General features: G+C 58.6%; 19 protein-coding genes and 1 tRNA gene. 9 read left to right on the top strand and 11 right to left on the bottom strand.

What is annotated here, in order from left to right; translation table 11 throughout:
- Position 1 precedes the first annotated feature (1 nt).
- The 4 genes from FPZ24_RS05170 to FPZ24_RS05155 are packed head-to-tail and all read right to left on the bottom strand — an operon-like array spanning position 2 to position 3,383.
- Complete coding sequence (locus FPZ24_RS05170; protein ID WP_240047627.1) at positions 2-748, bottom strand: AglZ/HisF2 family acetamidino modification protein; 747 nt, start codon at positions 746-748, stop codon at positions 2-4.
- A 30-nt stretch (positions 749-778) separates the two neighbouring features.
- A complete protein-coding gene (gene hisH, locus FPZ24_RS05165; RefSeq protein ID WP_146570028.1) occupies positions 779-1,393 on the bottom strand; it encodes an imidazole glycerol phosphate synthase subunit HisH in 615 nt (204 codons plus the stop codon).
- Complete coding sequence (locus FPZ24_RS05160) at positions 1,390-2,568, bottom strand: N-acetyl sugar amidotransferase (protein ID WP_240047626.1); 1,179 nt, start codon at positions 2,566-2,568, stop codon at positions 1,390-1,392. The genes hisH and FPZ24_RS05160 overlap by 4 nt, the downstream gene beginning before the upstream one ends.
- Complete coding sequence (locus FPZ24_RS05155; protein WP_146570027.1) at positions 2,520-3,383, bottom strand: glycosyltransferase; 864 nt, start codon at positions 3,381-3,383, stop codon at positions 2,520-2,522. The genes FPZ24_RS05160 and FPZ24_RS05155 overlap by 49 nt, the downstream gene beginning before the upstream one ends.
- Positions 3,384-3,755: 372 nt before the next feature.
- Here FPZ24_RS05155 and FPZ24_RS05150 point away from each other — a divergent pair, with 372 nt between their 5' ends.
- Complete coding sequence (locus FPZ24_RS05150) at positions 3,756-5,027, top strand: oligosaccharide flippase family protein (RefSeq protein ID WP_186729078.1); 1,272 nt, start codon at positions 3,756-3,758, stop codon at positions 5,025-5,027.
- Here the strand turns inward: FPZ24_RS05150 and FPZ24_RS05145 are convergent.
- Positions 5,022-5,747, bottom strand: coding sequence for a class I SAM-dependent methyltransferase (locus tag FPZ24_RS05145; RefSeq protein ID WP_146570025.1), 726 nt, complete (start codon positions 5,745-5,747; stop codon positions 5,022-5,024). The two genes, FPZ24_RS05150 and FPZ24_RS05145, sit on opposite strands and share 6 nt — an antisense overlap.
- 147 nt (positions 5,748-5,894) lie before the next feature.
- The gene (wecC, locus tag FPZ24_RS05140) at positions 5,895-7,259 is read right to left on the bottom strand and encodes a UDP-N-acetyl-D-mannosamine dehydrogenase (protein ID WP_146570024.1); all 1,365 of its coding nucleotides are present in this window, start codon (positions 7,257-7,259) and stop codon (positions 5,895-5,897) included.
- Between the two features lie 492 nt (positions 7,260-7,751).
- Here wecC and FPZ24_RS05135 point away from each other — a divergent pair, with 492 nt between their 5' ends.
- The gene (locus FPZ24_RS05135; RefSeq protein WP_240047625.1) at positions 7,752-8,357 is read left to right on the top strand and encodes a sugar transferase; all 606 of its coding nucleotides are present in this window, start codon (positions 7,752-7,754) and stop codon (positions 8,355-8,357) included.
- The gene (locus FPZ24_RS05130; RefSeq protein WP_146570023.1) at positions 8,354-8,989 is read left to right on the top strand and encodes an acetyltransferase; all 636 of its coding nucleotides are present in this window, start codon (positions 8,354-8,356) and stop codon (positions 8,987-8,989) included. The genes FPZ24_RS05135 and FPZ24_RS05130 overlap by 4 nt, the downstream gene beginning before the upstream one ends.
- Positions 8,990-8,998: 9 nt before the next feature.
- On the opposite strand, the gene FPZ24_RS05125 is transcribed toward FPZ24_RS05130, so the two are convergent.
- Genes FPZ24_RS05125 through rfbC form a run of 5 tightly spaced genes read right to left on the bottom strand, consistent with a single transcriptional unit; the run spans position 8,999 to position 13,605 of the window.
- Positions 8,999-10,177 (bottom strand): DegT/DnrJ/EryC1/StrS family aminotransferase, encoded by a 1,179-nt coding sequence (locus FPZ24_RS05125; RefSeq protein WP_146570022.1) that lies wholly within the window; start codon positions 10,175-10,177, stop codon positions 8,999-9,001.
- 45 nt (positions 10,178-10,222) lie between these two features.
- Entirely contained in the window at positions 10,223-11,092 is an 870-nt protein-coding gene (gene rfbA / locus FPZ24_RS05120; protein WP_146570021.1) for a glucose-1-phosphate thymidylyltransferase RfbA, read from the bottom strand.
- Positions 11,089-11,976, bottom strand: coding sequence for a dTDP-4-dehydrorhamnose reductase (gene rfbD / locus FPZ24_RS05115; RefSeq protein ID WP_146570020.1), 888 nt, complete (start codon positions 11,974-11,976; stop codon positions 11,089-11,091). Before rfbD ends, rfbA begins: the two co-directional genes overlap by 4 nt.
- Positions 11,973-13,028 (bottom strand): dTDP-glucose 4,6-dehydratase, encoded by a 1,056-nt coding sequence (gene rfbB, locus FPZ24_RS05110; protein WP_146570019.1) that lies wholly within the window; start codon positions 13,026-13,028, stop codon positions 11,973-11,975. Before rfbB ends, rfbD begins: the two co-directional genes overlap by 4 nt.
- 10 nt (positions 13,029-13,038) lie before the next feature.
- Complete coding sequence (gene rfbC / locus FPZ24_RS05105) at positions 13,039-13,605, bottom strand: dTDP-4-dehydrorhamnose 3,5-epimerase (protein ID WP_146570018.1); 567 nt, start codon at positions 13,603-13,605, stop codon at positions 13,039-13,041.
- Between the two features lie 243 nt (positions 13,606-13,848).
- Between rfbC and FPZ24_RS05100 the strand changes: the two genes are divergently transcribed.
- From FPZ24_RS05100 to FPZ24_RS05075, 6 genes are all read left to right on the top strand, one after another.
- Positions 13,849-15,783: a polysaccharide biosynthesis protein gene (locus tag FPZ24_RS05100; RefSeq protein WP_146574189.1), complete on the top strand. Its 1,935-nt coding sequence runs from the start codon at positions 13,849-13,851 to the stop codon at positions 15,781-15,783.
- A 132-nt stretch (positions 15,784-15,915) separates the two neighbouring features.
- Positions 15,916-15,990 (top strand) — tRNA-Glu (locus FPZ24_RS05095).
- Between the two features lie 85 nt (positions 15,991-16,075).
- Positions 16,076-17,899, top strand: a complete 1,824-nt coding sequence (locus tag FPZ24_RS05090; protein ID WP_146570017.1) for a site-specific integrase — start codon at positions 16,076-16,078, stop codon at positions 17,897-17,899.
- Between the two features lie 390 nt (positions 17,900-18,289).
- Positions 18,290-18,898, top strand: coding sequence for a vWA domain-containing protein (locus FPZ24_RS05085; protein ID WP_240047624.1), 609 nt, complete (start codon positions 18,290-18,292; stop codon positions 18,896-18,898).
- A 4-nt stretch (positions 18,899-18,902) separates the two neighbouring features.
- Entirely contained in the window at positions 18,903-19,670 is a 768-nt protein-coding gene (locus tag FPZ24_RS05080) for a PP2C family serine/threonine-protein phosphatase (protein WP_186729076.1), read from the top strand.
- Positions 19,667-20,419, top strand: coding sequence for a hypothetical protein (locus tag FPZ24_RS05075; protein WP_146570015.1), 753 nt, complete (start codon positions 19,667-19,669; stop codon positions 20,417-20,419). The genes FPZ24_RS05080 and FPZ24_RS05075 overlap by 4 nt, the downstream gene beginning before the upstream one ends.
- Positions 20,420-20,599: the final 180 nt, after the last annotated feature.

Below are 20,599 nucleotides of genomic sequence, written 5' to 3'. Positions count from 1 at the left end.
GCTAGGCAAGCACCGCCTGCTGCAGCGCGTTCCGTTCGCTTGTGCCGGGATAACTTATCAACACCGCGCGATACTGGCCCTTAAAGACGAAGAAGCTGCCAGCACCAAGGCCGATCGTTCCCAAGCGGCGAACCGCCTCCTGCATGTGCGCCAGCGAGCCGGCACCACCGAGCAACGTCAACGGCAACGTCGTCGCGGCACGGATTTGCGCGGCTATATTCAAGTCGTAGCCGTTCATCATGCCATCGTGATCGATTGCGTTGACGATGATCTCGCCAGCACCAAGCGACTCCGCTTTCCGGGCGAAATCGACCGGCGAAACCTTGGCGTCGATCCTGCCATTATGCGTGTAGGTCCGATATCCACCCAGCGTCCTTTTGCGCACGTCGAGCACGACAACGACGCTTTGATTGCCGATCTGGGCAGCGATCTCGCCAATCAACTCCGGTCGAGCAACTGCAGCCGCGCTGACCGCGACTTTTTCCACGCCGAGGCCCAGGATCCGCTTTGCCTGCTCGACTGTGGTTATGCCGCCTCCGTAGCACAACGGCATGCGGCATTCGGCTGCCAGGTTGTCGATCATTTGATAGTTGGGTTCGCGACGCTGCACGGTCGCGTCGATATCGGTTACGACGAGCTCGTCGGCTTCCTTTTCATTGAAGATACGCACCGCGTTGATGGGATCGCCTACGTATTTCTCGTCGGCGAATGCCCTTGTTTTGACGAGACCTCCATCGCGAACCAGCAAGCTGGGTATTATCCGGGCACGTGGCATCGCTCAGGCCTCTGCGAAATTCTTGAGGAGGCGAACGCCATTATGATGGCTCTTCTCGGGGTGGAATTGAACGCCATACACATTGCCCCGACGCACCGCACAGTGAAACGGCGTGGCATAATCGGCCATAGCAATCACGTCGGTAGGATCGTCGCAGATGAACCGGTAGCTGTGAAGGAAGTAAAAGCCGAGCGCTTCATCCAACCCCTGCAGCAGCTGCACGTCGCTGCTCACCGATATCGAACTCCAGCCCATATGGGGCAACAAGCCGCGCCCTGTCCCCGATGGAAAGCGTATCCTCGCGACGGCGCCGTCGATCCAGCCGAGACCCGATTCTCCCCCCTCTTCGCTGGATCGGGCGAGCATCTGCATCCCGACACATACTCCCAATACCGGCTTGCGCTGCCCCATCACGGCCTCGTCCAGCGCGTCGCGCATCCCGGAGCCGTTCAGCCGCTGCATCGCATGGTCAAAATGCCCAACGCCCGGCAAGATAATCCGATCAGCCGCCAACAGCGTATCGCGGTCTGTCGCGATCGTGAACGGTACGTTCAATTCCCGGTAGATATTGGCGAATGCTTTGATGTTACCCAAGCCGTAGTCAAGGATCGCGATCATCTCTTGACCGCCTTTTCAACGCCGATCGCCTGTAGAGCCTTCGCCCCGAGCTCGAACATCCAATACTGGTTTTTGTAGTCGCGGAACGATTTTAACGGCATATCGAAATAGCCCCGCAACTCGACGCTCGTGATCCCTAGCTTTCGTGCAATGTAATCGAATTCATGTTCGATAGTTTCGGGATCATAGGCCGGTCGGCTCAATGCCTCGAGCGCTTCCGCCCGCTGCATCTGCCCGGTCAGAATGAGACTGGAAAACTGCACTCGACGCGTGTCGAATCCAAACCGTTCGGGCAGCCAATACCCTTCGTAGAATCGCGTGAAGCGCGATTCAAAATGCTTCTGCGGATATGGTTTCCAACCGTAGGTTTCCACGAGCGTCTTTCGAGCAAGCTCTTTCGTGTAAGGCAACCAATCAAGTGGCTTTACGACTTGCACCCCTCGAATGTAGCGCAAGTAGAGCTTGTGCCGCAGAACACTGCTGAACGGATAGGTCTTCATTTCGACGGTACCGAATTTCCGCTTTATGTCATTCAGTTGCCGCATATCGGTGCCGTAGCATAGCCAATCTAACGGATTACGGACACATTCGGTTGATATATTTCCGCCATTTAAAATGTATTTAATTTTGTATTTGTCTGCAAAATCATAAAGCGTAGCCACAAATGCATGATCTTGTGGAACATCGATATGCGGCACCCCTGACTTGAAGAAAGCCAGCTGAAAGTCGCGCATTTCGTTCCAGTTGATCACCTCGGTGTACAACTCCAGCCCGAGCCCATCCACCATTACTTCGATATTGTTGACTGCGATGTCACTGTTCCATCCGCCATCGACGTGGAACACGAGCGGACGCAGACCAAAATCTTTGACCGCTTTGTGCAAAAGGAATGAGCTATCTAGCCCACCGCTCATGCCCAAAATGCAATCGAACTCCTGGTTCTTGCCATCCTGCTTAATTTTGCGAACGACGTCCTCGAACATGCGCTCACCGGTCGCGTCGGGATGCCAATTGGGCTCGACATGCTTCTTGAACCCGAGGCAGTGGTCGCAAACACCGTTTTCATCGAAGACGATCCGCGCGTCTGACGTGTCCATCACGCAGTTCGCGCAAATTTGATACTCTCTCATAAACTTGGGATTTTCCGATTCACGCCATGCGCCTGCCGATGCCATGGCTTTACGTAGCGGCGATAGACTCGATGGGCATCGCGAGCCAGCCCCCACATTTTCCGCGCGGGTACGTTCTCGATCGCCCCATTGCATCTATGGCGAATGCGTACACGGGGATCATAGTAAGTCATGTGGCCGCGCTCGGAGAGCTGCCTACTGAGGAAATACTCCTCGCCCATCATAAAAGTCGGCGCCCACAGGTGTTTGAAATTTGTGAAAAAGGCTGGTGTCAAAATGTAGCAGGACCCGTGCCCCTGATAGATGAAGCCCGGGTTGGCGAAACCTTGTTCGTCACTTCGATCCATAAAGCGATGGGTTAGTCGGGACACCGTTCTAATTAGCCGGGCCAAGTGATAATTCGCGTAGTACAGATCATAGACCAGTTCGCGCGGGCGACTGATGCCGGAAATTACGTGCGGGTTTTGCGGCATGCCGTCGAGCGTTTCGATATAAGGCGAAACGACAGGACGGTCGGTCGCGTCGGCGACGACCTCAGCCAATCGCTCGCCCAGATCTACCGGGAATTCCAGATCGTTGTTTCCGACGATCATACAGTCGATCGTGGGGTCGAGCGTCGTCACTCGATCGATCCCGATGTTGAGCCCGGGAAAGTACCCGACATTATCGGCGTTGAGCACGAGATCGACCTGCGGGTAAGCTTCCGCCAACGTCTGTAACTTCTGCACGTCATCGGCGGCCGATTGATTGTCAACGACCACGATCAATGCAGGTGGGAACGAAGCGGCCGAGATCGTCCGCACCGCGTCTATCGTAAAATGTGCGTTGTTGTAGTTGGTACAGACATACGCATATTTCATTTGAGACACCTTACTGGGGTACGCACTGAGCCGTGCAAATGGCCAAGTTACGCCTTTATTTCAATTCAATGCGCCTGAGCATTTTGCCAGGGGCGACGCCACACCTCGCGATTCCTGCGACTCCCATGGCGGTTCCAGCCGGCCCCATCAAGAGTGCGAGCGCGTTTCGGAGGCTTCGTTGCCTCAAGGCATCCCTTTGATCAAACATCGAAAGACGGCTGGAACGACACAAGCCGACTGCCGATCACGGGCGATAGACGCTCGCGCCTCTCTGTAGTACCGCCTGACCCCGCTGCATGTTGTCGATGACCGCGCCGAACAGCAACCTCCCGTCAGCGCCGGCGCCCGCGCCGAAGAACCCCTGGGATTTTCGTGAAAAAAGACCTTCTGAATTTAGCGTCGCTCACCTGCATCCAGGGATCGAACGCCTTGATCCCGTTGATCATGTTTCCCTTTCTGCTGCACACGCTCGGCGCTTCGATCTATGCCGATCTGGCGCTGGCCGAAGCGCTGTCGCTACTGGTTTTGGCGGTCGTTATCTTCAGCTTCGAGATAATCGGCGTTTCCGAACTCGTGAGATTCAGGGAGAGCGGGGACCGGGTTGCCATCGATAATCTGTTTAGCGGAGTTTTATATATAAGGTTGCTGCTGTTCCTCGCGGCGGCAGTCGTGGCGATCGGCTTTTATGTGCTGGCGTTAGGCAAGAGCTGGTCGATCATTACGTTGTGGACGTTCGTTCCCCTCGCTTATGTTTTTCAATCAGCCTGGGTCTACCAAGGGTTCGAACGCAACTTTCCCTTGGCCGTGTTCACGGTGCTGAGCCGGATCGCAGCGCTGAGCCTGATATTGCTTCTCGTCCACGGGACCGACGACGCCATTCTTGTTCCCGGCATCCTGGGCACGACATATCTGATCGGTGGCCTGATATCGTTCGGCTACGCCATTCGACACGAAGGTTTACGCGTCCATCGCATCTCGGGCGGAACGCTGATCGCCATGGCGATCGACGGCAAAGAGATATTCTTCGCCAACATTGCGGTATCCGTACAGCGCGACTTGAATGTGCTGATCTTGGGAATCGTGGGCATCCCCGCGCAATCTCTTGCGGCCTATTCGGTCGCCGAAAAACTGACGAAGAGCCTCCAGGCCATCGCACGCCCTCTGAACCAATTGTTCTTTCCAAAGGCGATCCGCGCGATCAGGACCGATGTTACGCCGACCTGGCACGTTGCACGCAAGATTTCCCGACACACGCTGCCGCAGGTCGGCGTCGTGGCGTCGATCCTTCTGGTGCTCACCATTTCCTACCTGGTTATCCGGCATTATGCCCTGATCGTCATCCCGTACAACAACGTCGATGAGATCCTGCGCTACTTGAGCATCATGGCACCGACAGTGGTATTCGGGATCGCTAGCTACATGTTCGGCAGCATCGGGCTAAATTATCTTGGCGGCAGAGCTTATTTTCTTGCGGTGATTTTAGTTACCGGCACGGTCAGCGGCGCGCTCTGCTTCGTATTGGCTCACTGGATCGGCGCTTACGCCGCAGCGATCTGCTACGCGAGCGCCGAGGTTGCGACGATGCTGGCAACCTTGATGCGCTACGGCCGCAAATCGACGTCTCTGGGACGCGCCCCGCTATGACGGCTGCTTGTTCGAGCGCTTGATGAGTGACATCATTCGCCAGCCGCCGCGCAGAACGCTGACCCCGGCTTCGCCGAGCGTCGACCCGGCAAGCATCACCGACATTGCCCGGAAACTGCCTGACGGGCCAAAACGCTTCGCCAAATCTTGGCGCAGCGGCTCCAGCGCGACCGACGTGTCGCCACCCTTTGCGATCCCAACGAAATAAAGATCGGAATTGTGCCAGTTCGCCATCAAGATGTAGTCGTGGAACCACGATTTCAGTGCGAACGTGTCGCGGAACTCTGCGATCGAAATATTCTTATAGTAATCCCAACCGATGCCGATCGATAACGGTGAATCGTCGGCGGACGTTCGCGTCGTTCCATGCTCGGCGCGGCCAATGGTCGCGCAGCTGATTACGACCAGCGCGCCAGGCTTGGTCATCCGAAACATGTTGGATACTGTTTCCACCCAGAACGGGTTGTGCTCCAAACATTCGCATGAGATTGCGGTGTCGAGAGACGCTGTCGGGAAGTCTACCAACTGTCCTTGGCAAACCTTATCGACGCCCGGGCCTTCGCCGACATCGACGCCGACGTAATCAGGCGTGTCAAACAGCGAACGTACGGAGCCATTGATATCCAGACTGCCGATTTCCAAGACCCTTCCACCATGGAAGAATTGCGGCAGGTGCTTCCTGACCAACGTAACGAAATCAATCTGCGCAACGTGCGACATTTACGGTCCTATCTGGCGAACTATGGAGGTCTTTCGGTTGCCAGACGCTTCATGTCTGGTCGAAAACCGTCGGATGATGTCCTTGATTGTTATGCCGATCACGTCCGGCGGCATTCGCGGCCAGCCGAGCCTTCCATTTCAGGCCTATTATGGGCGGGCCATCGATTGATCAAGGTCGCCGACCGCCATTTTCATGGTATCGACCGGTTCGTGCGCCGCGGCATTCTCTCGCCGAACGTCGCGGCGTTCCCGCCACAGACCACGTGTATCGATTACCGGTACGCGTGTATCGACCAGCCTGTACGCGTCGCCAAACTGATGGTGATCAACCAACAACAAAATGACGTCGGCGACGCCGATCGCGACATCGACATTTTCCAGAACGACTCGCCCCGCCAGCTGCTTGGGAAGAGCGTCAATGTTCGGCTCGACGGCAATAACATCACAGCCAGGCAAATCCGCGAGCCGCTCGCAGATTGCCAGTGCGGGGCTCTCGCGAAGATCATCGATGTCGCGCTTGAATGCCAGACCTAAGCAAGCGATGCGTACGTTCTCGTCCGTACCACGCGCGGCGCGGACCTCGTCAACTGCCGCGCAGACTTTGTCGATAACCCAGTCGGGCTTCGCATCGTTTACTTCACGCGCCTTGCGGATGAGGCGCGCTTGATCTCGGCTGGAATGGACGATGAACCACGGATCGACAGCAATACAATGTCCGCCAACCCCTGGGCCTGGCTGGAGGATATCGACCCGCGGATGCCTGTTAGCGAGTGCGATCAGTTCCCAAACATCAATATCGAGCCGGTCGCAGACGATTGAAAGCTCATTTGCGAATGCGATGTTGACGTCGCGGAAACTGTTCTCCGCCAGCTTACACATCTCGGCTGTCCGGGCATCGGTCAGGATGATCTCGCCCTTTACGAAAAGGGCATAAACTCGTTTGGCCGCTTCCGAACAGGCCGGGGTCAATCCACCGATTACACGATCGTTTTTGACCAACTCGATCAAAACATTGCCCGGCAAAACCCGCTCCGGACAATAAGCAATCGCTATATCCGTGAATTCATCCTGTGACCGCGCGGTCGGAATCACGAGATCGGGACGGGCGGCTGCGAGCCATTTCGCGACCTGCTCCGTCGCCCCAACCGGCGAAGTCGATTCCAAAATTACCGTGTCGCCCTTCTTGAGCACCGGCGCGATCGTGTCGCAGGCACTCTTTACATATGCCAGATCGGGCTCGTGATCGCCTTTGAAAGGCGTCGGCACAGCGATCATGAATGCATCGGCTGGTTCGGCGATCAGCGTGGCCCGTAGCGCGCCTTGCCCCACCGTGGATGCGATGAGGGCGCCCAACCCCGGCTCGACAATGTGTGCTCGCCCGTCATTGATCGTTGCTACGGCATGCTCGCTGATATCGACCCCGATCACCTGACAGCCCGACGATGCAAGAATCGCTGCGGTAGGAAGGCCAATATAGCCAAGACCGATCACCGAGACCGTTGCAATGCTCATTACCCTACACCCTCACTCAGCGCCCGGCTCCGTACCGGGCAGTCATTTTGTCGATGTGATCGATCGCCGCTTTATCGCGCCGACACCGCACCCGCTCTCAGACCTGTTGAGTCTCTGCTCAGTCGGCAATCGCGCGGCGTTTCCGCGATACTAGGCAGAAGACTCGATGCGCTTCATAGTCACTGCGCTATCAGCCGGATGGCCAGAGCCCTCGCCGGCGACCAACTCCGCCACCCGAATTCAACATCGTTTTGATTGGCATATTATATTTTGGCCCTGGAGGAATTGCGCAGCGCCGTGCCACAAAGCGCCGGCGTCGGCTACCCCGGAACGCGCCACCATCCCCCTTGCGATTTGCCCAAGATGCTGGATTCCGCGCACAGCAACGTCGGGTGGATTCTCAATTTATCCGGAGATGCCCGGCCTTCCATCCCCTTGGCGGCGCCGGAGCGTCGGCCTACAGAGCGCGCACGGAGTGAGGGTAGCGATTGCGTGAAACGGGCTTTCGATTTGTTGGTCGCCTGCACGACCCTGTTGTTTCTTAGTCCGGTACTCGCTGCGATCGCGATCCTCGTGCGGGTAAAGTTGGGTGGGCCTGTGTTGTTTCGCCAACAGCGCCCCGGTCTGCACGGGCGGCCATTTCAAATGATCAAATTCCGGACGATGTTAGACGCCAACGATCCCGACGGGACGCCACTACCCGATCACGCCCGTCTGACACGATTCGGCAAAGCGTTACGTTCGACTAGCCTTGATGAGCTTCCGGAATTGTTCAACGTAGTTCGCGGCGACATGAGTTTGGTGGGACCACGCCCGTTGCTGATGCAATATTTGCCGCTTTATTCGAAAGAGCAGGCACGGCGCCACGCGGTCCGTCCCGGACTGACTGGCTGGGCGCAAGTCAATGGTCGCAATGCGCTCGACTGGGATGCGAAGTTCGCGCTCGATATCTGGTACGTCGATCACCGCACGTTCGCGCTGGACCTCAGGATCCTTTGGCGAACAGTCCGCAAGGTCATTGCGCGCGACGGTATCGCCGCTGATGGCGAGGCGACGATGGTGGCGTTCACGGGATCAAACAATAAGGAAAGCCAATGACACGCAGTATCGCGGTTTACGGTGCTAGCGGATTCGGCCGCGAGTTGATGCCTTTGGTACGCGCGCAATATGGTGGACCCGGGGTCGAACTGTATTTTGTCGATGATGGTACGGCGGATGGAGTGTCGGTGCTATCTTTCGACCAGTTTTTGAACATGACACACGACGAAAAGCGGGTGGCAATCGCGATCGGCAATTCCACCGTTCGTGAAGCACTCGATCGAAAATGTTCTGATAACGGCATTTCGGTGCTGGACGTGCGATCAGCAACCAGCACCGTGCTCGACAATGTAGTGCTGGGCGAGGGTTCGGTGCTGTGCGGCTACACACATCTCACGAGCGACATCCGCATCGGCCGGCATTTCCACGCAAACATTTATTCTTACGTCGCGCACGATTGTGTGATCGGCGATTTTGTGACCTTCGCGCCCGGGGTAAAATGCAATGGCAACGTTCATATCGATGATCACGCATATATCGGCACGGGCGCGATCCTGAAGCAGGGCAATCCGGGATCGCCGTTGCGCATCGGCCGAGGCGCAGTGGTCGGGATGGGTGCTGTAGTCACCAAGGATGTGCCAGCGGGCGCCACGGTCGTCGGTAATCCCGCACGACCGTTAGTGCGCGAATAACGACGATGATTATCGCGGGGCCGAGCGCAGTATCCGATCGATAGCCTCTTCTGCATTTTTCAGTTCAGCATCGCTCATCGTCGGGTGCGTCAGGAACATCAAACTCGTTTCACCCAGTTCGCGCGCAATCGGCAAGCGTGTTTGAGGACGGAAGGCTGTCCCGTCGAACGCCTTCTCCAAATATACCTCCGAACAGGTCCCATGCAGAACCTGTACGCCAGCTTCGGTCAATTCGGCGACAATTCGGTCGCGTGACCAGCCTTCGGCAAGGCCCTCGGGACGAACATAGCCGTAAAAGCGATAGAAAGCGTGACGCAATTCCGCCGCGGGCAATGGTGCGCGCACGACACGAGGATAGCGGGCCAGCGCTGCGGCCAAGCGCAACGCGATTTCGGTGCGCCGCGCCGTCCATCCTTCCATCCTGCCGATCTGGATGCGCCCGATTGCCGCCTGCATTTCCAGCATCCGCCAATTCGTTCCAAACGACTCATGGACCCATCGGAAGCCGGGTGCATGCTCACGCTCGTAGATCGCTTCCCAGCTCTTTCCATGATCCTTGAATGACCACATCGCGGACCACAATGCTTCATCATGGGTGGTCACCATCCCGCCCTCGCCGCCAGTGGTCATGATTTTGTCCTGACAGAAGGACCAGGCGCCGATATGCCCGATGCTACCGACATGACGATTGCCGACCATGGCGCCGTGAGCCTGCGCGCAGTCTTCGATTACCGCCAGACCATGCGTACGCGCGAGCGCCATTATCGCGTCCATGTCGCACGGCCATCCCCCCAAATGCACCGGAATGATCGCCCGCGTACGATCGGTAACATGTTCCGCAATCGTTGCCGCACTGATGTTACCGCTATCGCGATCGACGTCGGCGAACACCGGGACTGCGCCCGCATTTATCACGCAAGAGATTGACGCTATGAACGTCCGCGGCGTGACGATCACTTCGTCCCCTGCCCCGATCTTCAGAGCTTTCAACGCAAGATCCAATGCCAATGTGCCGTTGGCCAGTGCAACGGCATATGGCGTACCGACCCAGTTGGCGAACTCGCGTTCGAACGCGCGACCAACTTCTCCCGTCCAATAATTGACGCGATTGGACCGGACCACGTCTGCGACCGCTTGGGCTTCCTCTTCAGAGAAATCCGGCCAAACGCTTTTGTCGATGTTCGCCATATTTAACTCCGTCGCCTTTCGGGCCTGCAATCGCCGACGACCTGCTCAGTTGCCGTCCACAGCTGCCAAAATCGCTTTGCCGTAAGCGGTCTTTCCAAACCGATCACCAGCAGCGCGTGCCCGGTCGGCCGATATAAACCCCTGCTGGAAGGCTATTTCTTCAAGGCATGCGATCTGGATACCCTGTCGGTGCTGCAGCGTACGCACGAACTCGCTCGCTTCGAGCAATGAATCATGCGTGCCGGTATCGAGCCAGGCATATCCGCGGCCCATTTGTTCGACGAACAAGTCGCCAGCCTCCATGTACCGGCGATTCAAATCAGTAATTTCGTATTCGCCTCGGGCCGACGGCTTCAAGTCGGCTGCATAATTCACCACGCGGTTGTCGTAGAAATACAACCCGGTCACCGCGTGATTTGACTTGGGTACAGCCGGCTTTTCCTCCAGGCTTATCGCGCGGCCGCCATTGTTGAGCTCGACCACGCCATAACGTTCAGGATCATCAACACGATAGCTAAAAACCGTCGCACCACTCGTCCGTGCGGTGGCGCGGTTCAACAGGTCGGTCAGCCCGGCGCCGAAGAAAATGTTGTCGCCGAGCACCAACGCTACGCAGTCATCCCCGATAAAATCGCGGCCGATGGTGAACGCCTGAGCCAAACCATCCGGACGCAGCTGCTCCGCATAGGAAATGGTTAGGCCATATGCCGATCCATCGCCAAACAAGTTACGATAATTTCCAATGAATTCCGGCGACGATACTATCAGGATATCTCGGATCTTAGCCATCATCAGCACCGATAACGGATAATAGATCATCGGCTTATCGTAGACCGGCAGCAATTGCTTGTTCACGGCGAGCGTTGCCGGGTGCAGTCGCGTACCCGACCCCCCGGCAAGAATGATACCTTTCATTGCGGCGTTCCAATCAGTTCGTCGAGAATCTCGGCCAATGCATCCTGCCAAGGCCGCGGCGCGATTTTGTAGTCGCGCAAGATTGCCGCGTGACTCAGCAGCGAGTTTGCAGGGCGGACGGCCGCGGTCGGAAAATCGATTGTACGGATAGCCGATACCGTTGCCGACGGGCCGCCCCGAGCGGCACTCTGCGCGAATATCTCGCGCGCAAACCGCGCCCACGTTGTGGCGCCCGAATTGCTGAAGTGATATGTCCCTACAGGGGCGTCGGCATCATCCACCAGCCTCATCGTGATCGTAGCGAGTGCCGCTGCCAGATCCACCGCCGATGTCGGGGCACCGCGTTGGTCATCAACGACGTTCAGCAGATCCCGATCCGTCGCGAGCTTGAGCATCGTCTTCACGAAATTATTCCCGTGCGCGCTCACCACCCAAGCGGTTCGTACAATGACATGACGCGTAGCGGACGTGCGCACCGCTATTTCACCGCCGAGCTTCGAGGCGCCGTAGATCGAGAGCGGTCCTGGCGTATCTTCCGGCTCCCATGCACCGTCGCGCGCTCCGTCGAACACATAATCGGTCGAAACGTGTAGGATCGGGATATCGGCAGCTTGACAAGCCGATGCCAGGGCAGCGGGCGCGAGCGCGTTGACCTCCCAGGCTGGGACGACGTTGCTCTCCGCTTGGTCCACAGCGGTATACGCGCCGGCATTTATTACAGCCGCCCAGCGATTCGACGCAACCATCGCCGCTATCGCGTCCGGGTCGCGCAGGTCGAGCTCGTCGATATCGATCAGCATCGGCTGCCAATCGTCAGGCCAAGCGAACCGCTTGAGTTCGGTACCAAGCTGCCCATTGCCGCCCGTAATCAGGACCTGTTTCACGCGGCTAGGCCACGTCGTTTGGCGGCGGCTTGTTGATCAATGATTTCTCGCCACCAATTCTCGTTGTCGAGGTACCAGCGCACCGTCTTTCTGATGCCGCTGTCGAACGATTCGGCGGGCGCCCAATCAAGCTCGTCACGAATCCGGCTAGCATCGATAGCATAGCGAGCATCGTGTCCCGGCCGATCGGTCACATAAGTGATTTGCGAGGCATAAGATTTGCCGTCCGCGCGAGGCCGTTCGACATCGAGAATAGCGCAGAGCGTCTCGACGACTTCGATATTGCGACGCTCCGAGTTGCCGCCGATATTATAAGTTCGCCCCGGAACTCCGCGCTCGAATACAGCTCGAAGAGCCCGAACATGATCTTCGACAAACAGCCAATCACGTATGTTGGCACCCTGCCCGTATACGGGCAGGGCTTCACCGCCGAGAGCCTTCACGATCATCAACGGGATGAGTTTTTCCGGGAAGTGATAAGGCCCGTAATTGTTCGAGCAATTGGTGATCAGGACCGGCAGCCCAAACGTATGTCCCCAAGCCGAAACCAAATGGTCCGATCCGGCTTTGGAGGCCGAATAAGGTGACCGCGGATCGTAGGGCGTGTCCTCGGTAAACAAATCATCGTCGCCGAGCGATCCAAACACTTCGTCTGTCGAAATATGATGAAAGCGGAATGCTTCCTTCGTGGGATCATCCAGCGCCGACCAATAAGCACGTGCCTCACTAAGCATCGTATAAGTACCTACGATGTTCGTCTGCACGAATGCGCCAGGGCCGTCGATCGAGCGATCGACATGACTCTCTGCCGCCAAGTGCGTGATCACTTCGGGACGAAAATCGGCGATCGCGGATCGCACAGCCGCTGCATCGCAAATGTCGCCGCGGACGAACGCGTACCGCTCGCTCGACGATACTCCAGCTACCGTGGAAAGCGAGCCGGCATAAGTCAGCTTGTCGAAGTTCAATACGCTATGGTCGGTGTGTTCAACCAGATGACGAATTAGGGCAGAGCCGATGAACCCCGCTCCACCGGTTACGAGGATACGCATGGTCGGTCTTTCAGCTTAGTGACGTTAGGGGATGTCCATCATAGTCGAACGAACTGACGAAATCTGCGATCAACGGCTGCGCTTCGTCCTTGGCCGAGAGCTGCGGTCGAATACCCTTGGGTAAGGGCCAAACGACACCGATGGTCGGATCGTCCCATCGAATGCCGCCATCATGCTCCGGCGCATACACCGCAGAGCACTTGTAGGCGACCTCGCAATTGGATTCCAACGTCAAATAGCCGTGCGCAAAACCCGCGGGAACGAATAGCTGGTCACCGTTGTCGGCCGACAATTCCGCTCCAACCCACTGCCCGAAGGAAGGCGAGTTGCGTCGAACGTCGACCGCAACGTCGAAGATACGTCCGCGGACGCAACGAACGAGCTTGGCTTGGGCGTGGGGCGGTGTCTGGAAATGCAGCCCACGTAGCGTGAAAGGCGATATCGAAAGAGCATGATTGTCTTGCACGAAGTGGCAGACAATGCCGAGTTTTTCGAAGGCCGGCTCGGAATATACTTCGGCGAACCAGCCGCGAGAATCGCTAAAGCGGCGGGGGTGCAGGAGACTGACATTGGGCATTTGAACGCCTCTTAACGACAGGGCACAACGCGAGCAATTATCGATTCTTCACCTCTATGCCTGCTCGCGTTGCAGTCGCGTCCCCAGGGCATTCCAGCCGCCTTCCGCCGAAGCTTTCGCTCGAAGCTTACCGAGCGTGAGCGCCGGCTCTATCTCAAGCCGCTGTTTTTCATTAATGGGCACGCACTTAATATATCCGCGAGAACGGATCGCGGCTGCTACCAGCGTTTGTGGAGTGCGTTAATGCGGTTGGTTGTACATCCTTTGCTCGGCTTACCGAGGCCGTGGAAAAGAACGATCGCAATTGGTGTCGACGCTGCCTTGTGCGCGATCACGGTCTGGCTAGCCTATTATCTGCGCCTTGGCGTGTGGATGCCGATGAACGGACGCCCGATGCTGGCAATCGCTTTGTCGATCTTGCTGGCAATTCCGGTCTTCGCTGCGTTTGGGCTGTACCGCGTCGTGTTTCGCTATGCGGGTGCCGATGCGGTGGCTTCCAGCGCGACCGCCTGTGCAGTTTACGGGCTGGGCTATTTTGCGCTCATCACCGCTTACGGGTTCGATTGGGTTCCGCGCACGGTGGGACTGATACAACCAGGCCTGATGTTCATCGCGGTCGCGGCATCGCGCGGAATCGCAAGCGTCTTGTTGACCAAGCCGATCCTGGGCGGGACACGAACCGCCGCCAAAGCCCGCGTATTGATCTATGGTGCGGGAGTTTCAGGCCGCCACCTTGCTCAAGTCATGGCGGCGAGCGACAAGATGAAGATCGTCGGCTTTATCGACGACGATGCCTCGCTACACCAACGAAGGGTGCGGCGATTTCGCGTCTATTCGCCACGCGACGTTGAAAGTCAGGTCAAAAGCCTGGGGGTCACCGACGTCTTGCTCGCCATTCCATCGGCCAGTCGCGCGCGCCGCGCCGCGATCATCGAGGAACTTACGGCCATTGGAGTGCGCGTTCGCAAGGTACCGGACATGCTTCAGCTTGCGCACGGCACCGTCCATGTAAACGACTTCCGCGAAGTGACCATCAATGACTTGCTGCAACGCAGCCCGGTTGAACAGGAGGTCGGTACCTTGTTCGATGACATTACCGACAATGTCATCTTGGTGACCGGCGCTGGCGGATCCATTGGATGTGAGCTGTGCAGACAGATTATCGCGATGAAGCCGGCCAAGCTTCTGCTCGTCGAAACCAGCGAATATTCGCTCTATTCGATCAATGAGGAACTTGCCCCGGTCGGCGGTGACCGGTTGGTGCCGTTGTTGGCTTCCGTTGTGGATGCGACGCGGATGGACACGATCATTCGCACGTGGAAACCGCGGATGATATTCCATGCCGCCGCTTTCAAGCATGTGCCGCTAGTTGAGCACAATCCGCTCGAGGGGCTGCGTAACAATGTAATCGGTACAGCGGTGATCGCCGAGCTAGCCGTTCAGCACGACGTGCGAGATTTCGTACTGATCAGCACCGACAAGGCCGTTCGGCCGACCAACGTTATGGGTGCGTCAAAGCGGCTCGCCGAGCTTGTTCTACAGGGATTGAGCACCGCCACCCCTCCGCACAGCACGTGCTTTTCGATGGTGCGCTTCGGGAACGTGCTGGGATCCAGTGGGTCGGTGGTCCCGCTGTTTAGCCGCCAGATCCAACAAGGCGGGCCGCTGACCATAACGCATCCGGGGATCACCCGTTATTTCATGACCATACCCGAAGCAGTACAACTCGTGTTGCAGGCCAGCAGTATGGCTCATGGTGGCGAAGTATTCGTTCTCGATATGGGGGACCCTATTTTGATTCGCGACCTCGCGCGAAACATGATCCACCTTTCCGGACTTACCGTGCGCGATGAAACCCGGCCTGACGGCGACATCGAGATAAGTGTAATCGGACTTCGGCCCGGTGAAAAGCTGTACGAAGAACTGCTCATCGGCGATAATCCAATGCCGACCGCGCATCCCCGTATCATGAAAGCGACGGAAGACTGCCTTCCTTGGTCGGTGTTACGCCGGGAGCTGGATCGTCTGCGCGACATGATCGAAGCGGGCGAAGTCCTCGAGGCTCGGTCGTTGGTGCGGACCTTGGTTCCCGAGTTCTCGCCGATCAGCAATGTGGTTGATTGGACGATGCTCGAATGCACCGACAACCTCGAAATGTCGTCGATGGGAATTTCCTGAATGCATCAAAAAGCTTCGTGAACATTCTGCCTCGGTCACTTGTTGGCCGTGATTCGCCGGTGGCTACTACCGCCGCGCAATCGCCTTGACGCTCCGCCCCCACCGCCCTACTGCGCCGCGTTCCCGCTTTTCGGCCCCTTCGTCTAGCGGTTAGGACGCGGCCCTCTCACGGCTGAAACACGGGTTCGATTCCCGTAGGGGTCACCAGATACGCCAAAACTGGCGGATTATGCGGTTTTCCTGTCATTAAGGTCTCGGCGAGTACACCCAACGGGTACACCGGAGATAGGGAATGACGAGGATCAAGGGACTGTGGGAAGACCCGCGTAGCGGCATCTTCTACCTCCGCCGCAAGGTGCCGGAAGCGCTGCGTCCGCTGTTCAACTGTGGCGAGCTCTACAAGGTGACGCTCAGGACGTCTGACCGCCGCGAGGCCGAAAAGCGGCTGGCGATCGAGAACGGCGAGTTCGAGAAAAAGATCGCCGCGTTTCGCGAGACGCTCAAGAAACAGGGCGGCGGCGCGCTTTCGCCCGAGGAAGCACAGGCTCTCGTGGAGCGCCACCTCACCCGCCGGTCCGGCACCGGCTTCGCTTCGGGCGGTCTCGATGTGGGATTCATTCTACGCGAGCTCGATGACGCGGTCGAGGATCTAGCCGGTGAACGGCTGCCGACGGCACAGTCGATGACCCCTGAGGATTGGATCGCGTACCGCAAGCGGGTCGCCGGCAGCGACACCGACGACGAACTATCCGACGAAACGATCGCAAGGTTAGAGGCGGAAATCGCGATCAGCCACCGCGCGCCCGGCGATTGTTGGTTCGACTATCAGCGCCGCACGCCGCGTCGGCGGTGGCGTCCACTGCTCGCCGAGCAAGTTGCAGCGCTCAAGCGACAGATCGGCCTTGCAGAAGGCAACGTGCCGGGTATCGACGAGCCGCTTGCCGACGCGATCGCCGCGGCGTTGGCGTCACCAGAAATCCGTGAGCAGACCCCACGGGAAGCATCGCTGCGACGTCGGCCGAATAAGTCGCGCGCCCGGCCCGACATGAATCTTCGCGACTTGGCCGCGGAATGGAAGGACAAGCGCAAGCCGACGCTGAAGATGCAGGCGGCCGCCGACAAGGCAGTCGCGGACTTCACGAGCTATCTCGGCGATATCGGGATTGGCGAGATCACGGCGGACGATTGCTTCGAGTATCGCGATGCGGTCGCGCAAATGCCCAAAAGCATGCCACGGACGCATCGCAAATTGGCGTTCGTTGATCAGCACGCGCTCTACTCGCGGCGCGATGATCTCGACCGGGTGATGCCGGCGTCGATCAAGAAATATCTCGGCGCGATCCAGGCGCTGCTCGGATTCGCGTTCCAGGAACGCTACATTCCGGCCAACGTGGCCGCGGGGATCAAGGTCGAGGGCTATTCGAAGAAAGGCGATCGGCGTCCGTTTACCAAGGACGAGTTAGCCAAGCTGTTCAAAGACCCGCTGTTCGCGCAGCCGTGGTCGATTCCCCAAAGCAAATCAGCAGTCTCCGACATCACGCTTCGTTGGCTATTCCTGCTCGGTCTAATGACCGGCGGTCGCATCGAAGAGCTGGGACAAGTGCTGTTGACGGACGTGAAGACCGAACAGCGCGTCCCCTATATCGACGTCACCGACTACGTTGATCCCGACGTCGAGACCGAGCAGAACCGCGTGAAGACCGAAGGGTCTCGCCGCGTCCTGCCGCTTCATCCCAAGCTCATCGAACTTGGGTTCATGGATTATGTGGAGCGGCAGCGTGCCAGTGGTGCCGTACGGCTTTTTCGTGACCTCAAGGCCGACAAGCTGGGGGTCAAGACCAAGGAAGCAAGCCGCCGCGCTGCCCGCGTGATCGATCATGCGGTGAGCAAGGATCCGCGGATCGTGTTCTACAGCTTTCGCCATACGTTCAAGGATTTGTGCCGCGACGCGGATATCCCAAAGGATGTGCATGATCAGTTGACCGGCCATGCGCCGGCCGACGTCGGTGGCGGGTACGGTTTTGGCCGGGCTGTCGCCAACCTCCACCGTCACATCAAGCGGCTCAAACTGGGGTTCATAGATTGGAATGCCATTGAGAGCGCTGCGCGCACTTGAGGAAGTACTTGTAATCAGTCTTTTAGTACGAGACACGAATGACGCGGATGTTTGTCCGCTGAGTCGAGACGCCTGTCGATCCAGCAGCGCCTGGTTGGCCGAGTCGATGATAACCGCGCCTGACGCGACGCGTTTACGTTTGCCGAGATCGACATCGGCAAACGCCCCTTCAAATAGCTGAGTGGAGATCATCGGCCGTGCGCCGTTGGCTCACGACACTCTGCGATCCGTAGTCTGCGGGGTCGTCGTTGCCGTGTCGGCAGATGGCCTCGCCATGAAGAGGTAAGCAATGATGGACGATTATGTACAGGTGCCGTTCGGCGACGATCTCGCCCCCGGGGGTTCGATCTGGTCGAGTTCGCCGACAACTGCGAGCCGCGCTGCGCTTGCGTGTTGCTGCTCGACATATCCGGCTCGATGCAGGGCGAGGCGATCGCGGCGCTGAACGCTGGCCTGCAGCAGTTCGCGAACGACGTTCGCGAAGACAGCCTCGCAGCCAAACGCCTCGAAATCGCCGTAGTCACGTTCGGTGACAGCGTTAACGTCCTCGCCGAGTTCGGATCGGCGAAGGCGTTCTATCCGCAGCCTCTCAAGGCCAAAGGTAGCACCCCAATGGGCGAGGCGATCAACGTCGCTATCGATCTCGTAAGCTCGCGTCAGCGGCAGTATCGCAGTGCGGGTATCACGCCATACCGGCCGATGATCTTCATGGTTACTGACGGGGCGCCGACTGACAGTTGGGAGCGCGCCGCGCGCCGCGTTCAGGAAGGCGAGCGGCGCAAGAGCTTCTCGTTCTTCGCGGTCGGTGTAGACAGTGCGGATACCAATACCCTCGCGAACATCTCCGTCAGCGCCCCGGTAATGCTGCGCGGGCTCGCATTCGGCGCGATGTTCCGGTGGCTGTCGAGCTCGCTGTCCGCGGTGTCGCGCTCGACCACCGGCCAGGCGGTGACCCTGACCAATCCGGCCGGCCCCGCCGGCTGGGCGTCGATCGTCTAAGCACGTGTCCAACTGGACCTGGGTAGCCGCGTCGCGACGCGGCACTGCCCACGCACAGGCGGGTGAGCGCCGTCAGGATGCATGGCGCGTCCTGACGGCGCCGCCCGGATTCCTGATCGCGGTCGCGTGCGACGGGGCCGGCAGCGCAGCGCTCGGCGGATACGGCGCCGCGATCACAGCGCGTGTCATGACTAGCAGAGCCAAAGACTGGATATCGAAGGCTGGCGTCATGCCGAGCCCGGCTATGATCGAGTTGTGGGTCGCAGAAGTTCGGCTGATGATCATCGTCGCGGCTGATCGCCTCGGTTGCTCGCCGGGCAGTTTCGCGACGACACTGGTGCTAGCGATCAGCGACGGGACAAGCTCCATTACGGCGCACATCGGCGACGGAACCATCATTGCCAGAGCTATCGACGACGCGGCACTCATCGAGCTGAGTTGGCCCGATAATGGTGAATACGCTTCCACCACCTATTTCATCACCGACACCAATCCGCGCCTGCGCATCGGCGTTACCGGCGAACTTCACATCGATCGCCTGGCGCTCCTGACCGACGGTCTCGAACGGCTGGCGCTAGATTTCGCAAGCCGCACCGCTCACCCGCCGTGTTTCGACGGGCTTTTCAGGACGATGGCCGCGGGAGTGATCATCGGTCACGACCAACCGCTGTCACGCAAGCTGGCAGCGTTCCTCGATCTCGGACGGCGTGAACGCCCGCACCGACGACGACAAGACCCTGATCCTCGCGGCATTTGGATAAAAGCCGGATGACAGCGCCGGTCTTGCTGTGCGGTAGCACTCACTTTCCCATTGCGGACCGCATCGGGCGCGGCGGCGAAGGCGAGATTTACGCGGCTGCTGATGGCACGGGACGCGCGGCCAAGGTCTACCTCACGCCCGATGCCGCACGCGAGGCCAAGGTCCGCGACATCATCGCTCGCAGTCTCGGCGCTGCTTGTTCGAACGTAACCTTCCCGCTCGAGATTGTCCGAACCGCCGACGGACGGTTCGCCGGTTTTACGATGCGGCGCGTGATGGGTCACCAGCCGATCCACGAACTGATTGCTACAGGGTCCCGCCGCGAGCATTTTCCGAAAGCCGATTATCGGTTCATTGTGCACGTCGCCCTCAACGTCGCGCGGATCGTGGCAAACGTGCACGCAGCCGGCGTCGTGATCGGCGATATCAACAGCGCGGGCTTCCTCGTTGCACAGAACGGCACCGTTACGTTGATCGACGCCGACAGTTTTCAAATCGGTATGCACCGTTGCCGCGTCGGCATGCCCGAGTTCACGCCGCCCGAGATCCAGGGCATGCCATTCGGCGCGATCGATCGCACAATCGATCACGACGCGTTCGGGCTTGCCGTCATCCTATTCCAGCTCCTGGCACTGGGTCGCCATCCCTATGCCGGTGTCGTGCGTGGCCGGCCGGTTCCACTCGAGCAAGCGATCGTCCAGGGCCGGTTCGCCTATTCGCTCCTGCGGACCGTCGGTGCGACGCCCCCCCCGGCGCGCTAAGGCTGGATGATCTGCCACGCTCGATCCGCATCCTGTTCGAGCGTGCATTTGCGGGCCGCGGGCGTTCGAGACCCAGCGCCGCCGAATGGGTCAACGCGCTTGGCGGTTTCGCGACGAGCCTGACGCCCTGCCCGCGCATCCTAAATCACTACTTCCCGCAAGAGGCTGCGTCTTGCCCGT

The sequence above is a fragment of the Sphingomonas panacisoli genome (genome assembly GCF_007859635.1).
In the GTDB taxonomy this organism is placed as follows: domain Bacteria; phylum Pseudomonadota; class Alphaproteobacteria; order Sphingomonadales; family Sphingomonadaceae; genus Sphingomonas; species Sphingomonas panacisoli.
The sequence above is the reverse complement of the archived record's forward strand: the minus strand, read 5'-3'. Positions and strand labels throughout refer to the sequence as shown.

Bases quoted from the DNA above. Each gene is read 5' to 3' on its own strand.
- rfbA (WP_146570021.1), bottom strand. From the start codon at position 11,092: ATGAAAGGTATCATTCTTGCCGGGGGGTCGGGTACGCGACTGCACCCG.
- FPZ24_RS05100 (WP_146574189.1), top strand. From the start codon at position 13,849: ATGCGGTTGGTTGTACATCCTTTGCTCGGCTTACCGAGGCCGTGGAAA.
- hisH (WP_146570028.1), bottom strand. From the start codon at position 1,393: ATGATCGCGATCCTTGACTACGGCTTGGGTAACATCAAAGCATTCGCC.
- FPZ24_RS05145 (WP_146570025.1), bottom strand. From the start codon at position 5,747: ATGTCGCACGTTGCGCAGATTGATTTCGTTACGTTGGTCAGGAAGCAC.
- wecC (WP_146570024.1), bottom strand. From the start codon at position 7,259: ATGAGCATTGCAACGGTCTCGGTGATCGGTCTTGGCTATATTGGCCTT.
- FPZ24_RS05125 (WP_146570022.1), bottom strand. From the start codon at position 10,177: ATGGCGAACATCGACAAAAGCGTTTGGCCGGATTTCTCTGAAGAGGAA.
- FPZ24_RS05160 (WP_240047626.1), bottom strand. From the start codon at position 2,568: ATGGCATCGGCAGGCGCATGGCGTGAATCGGAAAATCCCAAGTTTATG.
- FPZ24_RS05090 (WP_146570017.1), top strand. From the start codon at position 16,076: ATGACGAGGATCAAGGGACTGTGGGAAGACCCGCGTAGCGGCATCTTC.
- rfbB (WP_146570019.1), bottom strand. From the start codon at position 13,028: ATGCGTATCCTCGTAACCGGTGGAGCGGGGTTCATCGGCTCTGCCCTA.
- FPZ24_RS05075 (WP_146570015.1), top strand. From the start codon at position 19,667: ATGACAGCGCCGGTCTTGCTGTGCGGTAGCACTCACTTTCCCATTGCG.
- rfbC (WP_146570018.1), bottom strand. From the start codon at position 13,605: ATGCCCAATGTCAGTCTCCTGCACCCCCGCCGCTTTAGCGATTCTCGC.
- FPZ24_RS05130 (WP_146570023.1), top strand. From the start codon at position 8,354: ATGACACGCAGTATCGCGGTTTACGGTGCTAGCGGATTCGGCCGCGAG.
- FPZ24_RS05155 (WP_146570027.1), bottom strand. From the start codon at position 3,383: ATGAAATATGCGTATGTCTGTACCAACTACAACAACGCACATTTTACG.